Source organism: Streptomyces sp. AC627_RSS907, from assembly GCF_019049165.1.
Genome location: NZ_JAGMUE010000280.1, coordinates 118,310 through 126,612, shown reverse-complemented (window position 1 = coordinate 126,612; position 8,303 = coordinate 118,310). Strand labels below are relative to the sequence as shown.

The following is an 8,303-nucleotide window of genomic DNA, read 5'->3' as shown; positions in this document are numbered from 1 at the left end:
CAGGGCTCCCGGCTCCCGGCTCCCGGCTCCCGGCTCCCGGCTCCCGGCTCCCGGCTTGCCAGTCTTTTAGTGTAACCGACACCGTGTGACAATATGGTCAACTTTCCCTGAACGAGGGAAAGTTGACCACCGAAGCTCGCCGAGATCGCCAGGTCCACCGGTGTCGCCAGCGCTTGGGCCCACGGCAGTACGGGCAGCCCCAACTCGGCGAACAGCTCACGGATCCCGGCTTGGAAAGCGGAGGATCCCGTTGACGTGACGAGGAGTTGTACCCGGAAGTCGTTGTGGAACAGGGGGAGGACGTCGAGCAGGCGCCCGGCGGAGGTGACGTTGTGGACCAGCAGCAGTACGTGGCGGGACGAACGTCGGCTGGCCCACCGGTGGGAGTCCTCACCGACCGGCACCCGTACCGGGAGAGGCTCGGCTGGCCTCACGGGTGCCTCCTGGGTGGACGTGGTGTGATCGACAAGGCCACCTTAGCCAGCCCTGGCGGCCGGATCCGCCGGGGTGTGGCCGGCGCGGGCCCGGCCCTTCGCTCCGACCGGCACAAGACCCTCACCGCGGCTCCCGCGTGTGCGCCGGGGGAGAAGCGGTGGTGTTCTTTACAGTCCTTTGATGCGACATGTGCCTAACTGGGCCTTGCTTTCGTCGGCATCGGCGCCCGTCCTGCTGGCCGGAGGCTGGATGATTGCGGGGCTGCTCGCGGGCCCCACGTACGACCCTGCGGCTCAGACGATCAGCGTACTGGCGGCTGACGGCGCTCCGGGGGCGTGGGTGATGACCGGAGCGCTGGTGGCTCTGGGCGTCTGTCACCTGATCACTGCCTGGGGACTGCGCGTGGCCGCCGGTGCCGGCCGTGTGGCGCTGGGGGGCGGTGGAGTGGCGGCGTTGGCGGTGGCGTTGTTCCCGGCGCCGAGCAGTGGGGGCTCGCTGCGGCACGGTTCCATCGCTGCGGTCGGATTCGTCCTTCTGGCGGTGTGGCCGCTCCTGGCCGCCGTTCGCGGCGCAGCCGCTCCGTGGGGGTTGCGGCCGGCACCGTCGATCGCGGCGACCGCCGTGATGGGCCTGGGCGCGGCATGGTTCCTGCTCGGCGTGCACCTTCACGGCGCCATCGGCGTGGCCGAACGGTTCGTGACCTCGTTCCAGTCCCTGTGGCCCTTCGTGGTCGTCGCCTCCTGCATCCGCCACCCGGGGAGTTCGTAGGGCCGTCGGCGCCGCTTGACCTCAACCAGACTCGAGCTCCTAGGTTCGTTCCAGTGCCGCGGGAACCCGCCGGCGGTGCTTCAAAGGAGGTTCCTCATGACCGAGCGCGGCGCCGCCGTCGAGATTCCCGACCGATACCGCTACGCCGTGATCCCGCACATCGTGGTCGACGACGCCGCGGCAGCGATCGATTTCTACCAGCGGGCGTTCGGCGCCCGTGAGGACTTCAGGATCGATGGTCCGGACGGTGGCATCCTGCACGCCGAGATCACCATCGGGCGGTCGGCACTGATGCTGGGGGACGCAGGCGTGGACGAGGGGGAGGGCGGGAACGTCGCCCCGCCGGTGTCGCTCGGCGGGGGCACATCCGTCATGCTGCACGTCTTCGTGCCGGACGTCGACGGCCTGGCGGAGCGCGCGGAGGCTGCCGGCGCCGAGGTCCTCCAGCCGCCGACGGACATGTTCCACGGTGACCGCACCGCCATCCTCAAGGACCCGTCGGGGCACGTCTGGGTATTTCTGACCCACGTGGAAGACGTCTCTGAGGAGGAGCTGCGGCGCCGCCTGGCCGCCGCCGTATGACCGCGCGCGGGGGCGACGCCCGTCCGCCCGAACCGCCGTACTTCCCGCAACAGGGGGCGCACCTCGCGGCCGCGGCGAGTAGCGTCGTACTGATGACGTGTCGTGAGGCGGTCGGCACGGCAGGGGGTGGGCATTGGGTAGACGGCTGAGTGGGACACCGCACTGCAGCCCGCCGACGAGGCGGCGCGGCAGGTGGAGTTGTGCAACCGCAAGCTGTGGGCGCCGGCGAACAACATCTCCGACGCCGGTTTCACGCCCGTGATCGACTGGGTGATACCCGACCGCGCGCAGTCGGACTTCTTCGTCTCCCTCCTGCGGGATCGCCAGGTGTTGTTCGTCGTTCTCGCTCCGGGCATCGAGACGTGCCGGTACCGCGACACCCTCCGTGATCCGAGGGAGCGGTTCGACTTCGTCGGCTACGAGGTTCTCGACGCCCGCGTGAAGCGCGAACCCGGTGACCGCGGCTGGTGGTTCGACACCGCGGCCCTTGCTCCCGAGGAGACCGCTGATCGCGTCCTCCGGGAAGCACACCATCGCGGCGTGGTGACCTGACCCACAGCGGCGAGCCGTCGGTTCACTTGGATTCGAGCCGGCCCAGGGGGTGGGTGCCCGCGGAGAGGGCCCGCCGCACAGCCGCCCAGCCGGAGCTCTCGACGTCGAGTGCGTGACGGAGGTAGGCCAGGGTGACCTGCTGGACGAGGGCGACGTGCGAGGGGTTCTCGTCGGTGGTCTCCGCGACTTCGTAGCCGGATATGCCGCCGAGGAAGTGCTCCGCCCCGAACAGGGTGAGGAGGCTCTTGTCGCCGGGGCTGAGGACGTACGGGTCGGTCGTCCAGTCCGCTCCTCGTACGGTCAGCGGCAGGTCGTCCCGGTCGCCCGCGACCACGAGGGCCGGGGCGGTCATCCGGGTGAAGTCCGGGTGCCTGAGCCACGGCAGGTGCTCGGCCGCGAAGGGTGTCAGGTCGTCCCCGCCGTTGCCGGCCGTGGCGAGCAGCACGCCCGCCCTGACCCGCGCGTCGGACAGGTCCTCGGCCTCGCCGGTCTCCGGGTCGCGGACGCGCAGGCCCAGCAGGATGCCCGCCGTCTGGCCACCGAAGGAGTGTCCGGCCGCCGCGACACGGCTTCGGTCGACACGCCCGCCGAGGCCGGGGACGGCCGCTTCACTGCGCGACCGGCTGTCGGCGGAGCGGGACCGGATCGACAGCCGGATCGCCGAACTGGCCGGTGCCCGGGACAGGCTCGACTCAGTGATCACCGGCGCCGCCAGGAACCTGCGCACGGGCCGGTCCTGCCGGACGTGATGGCGCGGACCGCCCGGCACGGCGTGCCGGGGCGCGACGCTCATCGGGGGAATGCTGCGGCTGACGACGCTGCCGGCGCCGAGACCGACCCGTATCCGATACGGACGCCGGGCAGGACCACCGCGTTGCCGCCGATCCACACCTTGTCCGCGATCACGATCGGTTCGGAGAACCGCCCGAAGTCGGGCCGGGCGGTGCGGCTCACCCGGGGGTGAGCTGGTGGTCGGCCCGGACGTGGCTCTTGGGCGGCAACTCGGTGATGAGGACCGTCCGGAGGCGGTCTCCTTGGCCGACGATGACCTGCTGGGCGGGGAAGTAGTCGAGGAGGACCTGACGGCACCGGTCGCACGGAGGAACAACGCCGCGGTCGTGGTCGCCCACGGCAAGCGGATTTCGACGGTGTGCCGGTTCCTCCGGGTCAGCGTCGCCGGGGGCCACGCTGCCGGGTGTGCCGGCACGGGCGGTGCGGTGAGGGCGCGGCCGTGCGCCCGCACGGTCCCGCCGGAGCCCACTCGCATCCGGGACGGGCGCTGGGAGGCGCCGGTCTCACCCGGGTCCGGGTCCGCGAGGCGGCCCGGACGTGCCCTTCGGGGGCGGACCGTGCGCGTATGCCGGACGACGGGCCGTCGCCACCGCCACCGCCGCCGCACCGAACCGTCCGCCCCGGCACGGTGTTCGGCGACGGGCCCGGTCACCGTCGGATCCCCGGCCCCGCGGTACGGGACTCAGTCGGCCGGTGCGAGGCCCCGCTCGAGTTCCTCCACGGCGTCCGTCCACAGGCCGGGCAACCGCTCACCGTGAGGCAGGGCGGGGTCGACCGTGAAGGAGACCTCCGCCCAGTCGGCGAAGAAGGCCAGGCCCACACCGCAGAGGTGGCCCGGCAGGAGCAAGGGCAGCAGGGCGGCCCCCGTGACGTTGGTGCTGCCCAGCGCGCCGCCCTCGGCCAGTGGGACGGACGTGGCCACCATCGCCGTGACCTTCGGCGAAGTGATCTGCCGCATGTACCAGGCCGTGGGCCCGGCCGGCATGTACCGGACCAGGTCATGGATGGCTTGCCGCCGCGGCCTCCGCTTCACCGCCGAGGTCGCCGACGCGACGCGTGCCAGCCGTCGGGACGGCGAGGCCTCGGACAGGGGGAGCCGCACGGGGACGGCGAAGGTGCGGTTCCCCCACGTCTGCTCCTCGTCGTGCCGACGGGCGTCGACGGGCAGCAGCGCCGACGCACGCCGCAGGGGCACGCCCGCCTCCCGTGACCACCTGCCCAGTGCTCCGGCCAGCGCCGTGAGATGCACGTCGTTCGCCGACACCCCGTGTGCCGTGCCGATCCTCAGCAGCCTCTCCAGGGGCGCCCGGGCCCGCAGGAGTCGCCGTTGTCCGCTGGGCACGAAGGGCGGCGCGGGTCGCCGGCCGGGTACGGGGAGGACGTCGAACGCGTACTTCGCTCCGAGACCCAGCGCCATGACCGTCCTGCGCAGAAGCTCCCCGCGGCCCCGCGGCGCGGGGAGCGGCCTGCGGGCGGGCTCCCCGGTGCCGAGCAGGGTCCGGAACGCCAGGGCCGCGGCGACGCCGTCCTGGCACACGTGCTCGAACCGGTAGCACACGGCGTACTCGTCCGGAACCCGGCCGTGTACCAGCCACAGCCCCCAGGGAGCGTCGCGGGGGAGCGGTGCGCCGAGGGCGGTCTCCAGGGGTGACCGCGTCGCGTCCGGCCCGGCCGACACCACTTCGTGGACGTGGCGTTCCAGGGTGAAGGTCTCGTCCGGTCGCCACACGGGGGGCCGCGCGGTCCGCTCCAACCGGTGGGTCAGCATGGGCAGTTTCGGCAGGTGCATCCCGACGTAGGCCCGGAAGTCCGCCAGCCGCGGCGGTCGGCCGCTGAGATACGCGATGCCACCGGTGTCCCAGTGGGCATCGGGATGGGCCCGCTCCAGCCTGAGGTACGCGCGGTCGATGGGATGGGTACGCACGTCAGCGGACATGGTCACCATGCTTCCGGTCGGGAGGTCCGGGGTCGGGCCGCGCAGCGGCCGGCGGTGAAGACGGGACGGGCCGGGCGGCGGACGGGCTCGGAGAGCAAGCGGTCGCTCGAACGGGCGACATCGGGGCGGGATGCACAAGGTAGACGGCTCTCGTGTCGGGGTCGCGGCCTCCGAGGGGTCTTCCACACGTTCGGACGACGTGTTCGAGTACGCGTTCGTCAACATGTCGCACGGGCGGACTCCCTTCAAGGGTGAGTGTGAGGGGGTACGGGTTCTTCTGTGCTCCGCCACCTGCCACTGTGCTCGAAGTGTGTTCGACGCGTCCGAGGGGGAGGCCGAGGATGAGGGTGGGTGAGTCGGTGGTGCCGGAGCGATTACTCACGTCCGCCCCCGCGTGGCGTGACCCGGCGGAGACACGGTGGTGAACGTCGCCCTCACCGGTGCCACCGGCTTCCTCGGCCTGCGTCTGCTGCGGTGCCTCCTGGAGCGGCACCGAACGCTGACCCTGCTCACCCACTCGGCTTCGGCGGACACCCTCGGCCGCATCACCCGGTTCCTCGCGTCGACCGGGGCGCCGGAAGGGCTGACCGCGGAACTCCCCGCGAGGGTGCGGGTGGTGCCCACCGATCTCAGCCGGCCCCGCATGGGGCTGTCGGCGGCGTTCTTCGGGGAACTGGCCGACGAACTCGACGCCATCTGGCACAGTGCCGGGTCCATCAACCTGCAGGGCGACCTGGCGTCGTTGCGCCGCGTCAACGTCGAAGGCACCCGGGCCGTCCTGGAGTTGGCCGCCGCCGGACACCGCCGACCGGTGGTCCACCACGTCAGCACCGCCTTCGTGGCCGGAGCGCGACGCGAGGGGGTCGTCTACGAGGACGAACTCGACGACGCCCACGACTTTGAGAACTCCTACGAACGATCCAAGTACGAGGCCGAAGTCCTGGTGCACGCATGGGCGCGCGCACACCACCGGCCCGTCGTCGTACTGCGGCCGAGCATCCTGGTCACGGACCACCCACCGCACCCGGACCTGCCCCGGCATCCGCTGCAGGTCATGGACCAGTTGATGGGCGAGGCGCTGCGCACCGCCGGTCACGTCGGCACGCGTCACCCCGGGCCCGACCGTCCCGTGCTGCGACTGGTCGGCCGGCGCTACGGCCACCTGAACATGATGCCCGTCGAGGACGCGGCGACGGCCATGGTGCGCCTGTCGGACCGGGAGCCGTCCGGCAGGGTCGACACCTACCACGTCGTCCACGACCACGACGTCCCCGTATCCGCCGTCACCGAACTCATGGAGCGGCTCGCACCGTTGCGGGCCCGCCTGGTCGACAGGAGACCCGACGACGTGTCCGCCCTCGAAGCCTCCATGGACTTCTATCCCGGCATCACCCCCTACCTGAGCCATCTCCGCCGCTACGACGACACCCGGGCGCGCACCGTTCTCGGGCCTCCCCGGTCGGTCACCCGGGTGGACGTCGACTACCTGCTGTCCGGTCTTCGGCCGGCCCACCCGGTGCGTCCGGCGGGTACGCCGACGGGCGGACCGCACTGAGGCCGCGCCCGGACCTCCCACCGACCCCTGCCTCGTCCGCACGCCTCCCCCTGGAGACCGCCCTTGTCCGCTCCCGCCCGGCCCCGCAGCACCGACGCGCATCCGCCGTTCTCACCCGAAGCGGTCACCACCTGTACCCGGCGCTTCCGGGAGCACGTACACATCGTCACCGACAGCACCCGTCAGGCACGCGGCCTGGTCCTCGGCCCGCGGCCGTCCGGCGAGGTCGTCGGCACCTTGCCGCCGCTGTATCCGGAGTGGCTCGGCGGGCGCACCTTCTGTGAAGCCCACGGCGTCCGCTTCCCCTACGTGGCGGGGGAAATGGCGAACGGCATCGCGACCACCCGGATGGTCACCGAGATGGCCCGGGCCGACATGCTCGGCTTCTTCGGGGCGGCGGGCCTCGGGCCGCCGGAGGTCGAGCGTGCCGTGCGCGAGCTGGCCGGCCGACTCGAGGGCAGGACGAACTGGGGCGTGAACCTCATCCACTCACCGGCCGAACCGGAGCTCGAACACCGGGTCGCGAAGCTGCTGCTGCACCACCGGGTGCCCTGCGTATCGCTGTCGGCGTACATGGAACTCACCCCTGCCGCGGTGCTGTGCGCGGCCCGCGGACTGCGCCGGGACGGTGACGGACGGATCCTGCGGCCCACCCGGATCCTCGCCAAGGTCTCCCGGCCCGAGGTGGCCGAGAGGTTCCTCTCGCCCGCACCGCCCGACCTGCTGCGCCGACTCGTGGAGCAGGGCGAGCTCAGTGCCGAGGAGGCCGAACTGGCCCGCCGGGTACCGGTGGCCGAGGACATCACGGTGGAGGCCGACAGCGGCGGGCACACCGACAACCGGCCCCTGGGCTCCCTGCTGCCCCGCGTGCTGACGCTGCGCGACGACCTCGCCCGGCGCCTCGGCCACCGCCGCCCGGTCGGCGTCGGTGCCGCGGGAGGGCTGGGGACGCCCGCCGGGATGGCGGCGGCGTTCGCGCTGGGAGCCGCCTACGTGGTGACGGGGTCGGTGAACCAGACGGCCACGGAGGCCGGTGTCTCGGACGACGCCAAGGACCTGCTCGCGCAGGCCGACGTCGCCGACGTGGCCATGGCCCCCGCGGCGGACATGTTCGAGCTGGGCGTCACACTCCAGGTGCTCCGCCGGGGCACCATGTTCGCCCCCAGGGCCACCCAGCTGTACACCGCCTACCGGGCGTACCCGTCCCTGGAGGAACTCCCCCGCGACGTGCGGACGAAGCTGGAGCGGGACGTCCTGCGCGCCTCCGTCGACGAGGTGTGGGAGCGGACCAAGCGGTTCTGGGAGGTACGCGACCCGGGGCAGATCGCTCGGGCGCGGAGCGACCCCAAGCACCGGATGGCGCTGGTCTTCCGCTGGTACCTGGGCAACTCCAGCCGGTGGGCCATCGACGGGGACACCACCCGGCGGGCCGACTACCAGATCTGGTGCGGCCCGGCGATGGGCGCGTTCAACCGGTGGACGGCGGGCGGCTTCCTCGCCGAGCGGGCGAACCGCACCGTGGTGCAGATCGCGCTCAACCTCCTCGAGGGCGCGGCCGTCCACACCCGGGCCCACCAGCTGCGGACCTACGGCGTCCCGGTTCCGGCCCCGGCGTTCGCGTACACGCCGCGCAGGCTCGCGTGACCGCGGCCCCCACCCCGTAAGACGACGCCCACGAAGAAG

General features: G+C 72.3%; 7 protein-coding genes and 1 pseudogene. 5 read left to right on the top strand and 3 right to left on the bottom strand.

The window, feature by feature from the left end:
• Nucleotides 1–615: 615 nt before the first annotated feature.
• The 3 genes from KUM32_RS33730 to KUM32_RS33720 all read left to right on the top strand — a co-directional run bounded on the left by KUM32_RS33730 (nucleotide 616) and on the right by KUM32_RS33720 (nucleotide 2,337).
• On the top strand, nucleotides 616–1,203 hold the full coding sequence (locus tag KUM32_RS33730; protein WP_217145724.1) for a DUF998 domain-containing protein: 588 nt from the start codon (nucleotides 616–618) through the stop codon (nucleotides 1,201–1,203).
• A gap of 96 nt (nucleotides 1,204–1,299) precedes the next feature.
• Complete coding sequence (locus tag KUM32_RS33725; RefSeq protein WP_217145723.1) at nucleotides 1,300–1,785, top strand: VOC family protein; 486 nt, start codon at nucleotides 1,300–1,302, stop codon at nucleotides 1,783–1,785.
• Nucleotides 1,786–1,977: 192 nt separating this feature from the next.
• Nucleotides 1,978–2,337 (top strand): hypothetical protein, encoded by a 360-nt coding sequence (locus KUM32_RS33720; RefSeq protein WP_254406502.1) that lies wholly within the window; start codon nucleotides 1,978–1,980, stop codon nucleotides 2,335–2,337.
• A gap of 22 nt (nucleotides 2,338–2,359) precedes the next feature.
• On the opposite strand, the gene KUM32_RS33715 is transcribed toward KUM32_RS33720, so the two are convergent.
• The 3 genes and pseudogenes from KUM32_RS33715 to KUM32_RS33700 all read right to left on the bottom strand — a co-directional run bounded on the left by KUM32_RS33715 (nucleotide 2,360) and on the right by KUM32_RS33700 (nucleotide 5,065).
• Complete coding sequence (locus tag KUM32_RS33715; RefSeq protein ID WP_254406501.1) at nucleotides 2,360–3,130, bottom strand: chlorophyllase; 771 nt, start codon at nucleotides 3,128–3,130, stop codon at nucleotides 2,360–2,362.
• Between the two features lie 157 nt (nucleotides 3,131–3,287).
• Nucleotides 3,288–3,473: pseudogene (locus KUM32_RS33705) on the bottom strand (cytidine deaminase); the annotation flags it as partial.
• A 338-nt stretch (nucleotides 3,474–3,811) separates the two neighbouring features.
• Nucleotides 3,812–5,065, bottom strand: a complete 1,254-nt coding sequence (locus KUM32_RS33700) for a wax ester/triacylglycerol synthase domain-containing protein (protein ID WP_254406500.1) — start codon at nucleotides 5,063–5,065, stop codon at nucleotides 3,812–3,814.
• Nucleotides 5,066–5,483: 418 nt separating this feature from the next.
• On the opposite strand from KUM32_RS33700, the gene KUM32_RS33695 reads away from it, so the two are divergent.
• Both KUM32_RS33695 and KUM32_RS33690 read left to right on the top strand, forming a co-directional pair.
• Nucleotides 5,484–6,620 carry an SDR family oxidoreductase gene (locus KUM32_RS33695; RefSeq protein ID WP_374227580.1) on the top strand — a complete coding sequence of 379 codons (1,137 nt, stop codon included), beginning with the start codon at nucleotides 5,484–5,486 and terminating at the stop codon, nucleotides 6,618–6,620.
• A gap of 63 nt (nucleotides 6,621–6,683) precedes the next feature.
• Nucleotides 6,684–8,264: a PfaD family polyunsaturated fatty acid/polyketide biosynthesis protein gene (locus tag KUM32_RS33690; RefSeq protein WP_217145721.1), complete on the top strand. Its 1,581-nt coding sequence runs from the start codon at nucleotides 6,684–6,686 to the stop codon at nucleotides 8,262–8,264.
• The last annotated feature ends 39 nt before the right edge of the window (nucleotides 8,265–8,303 follow it).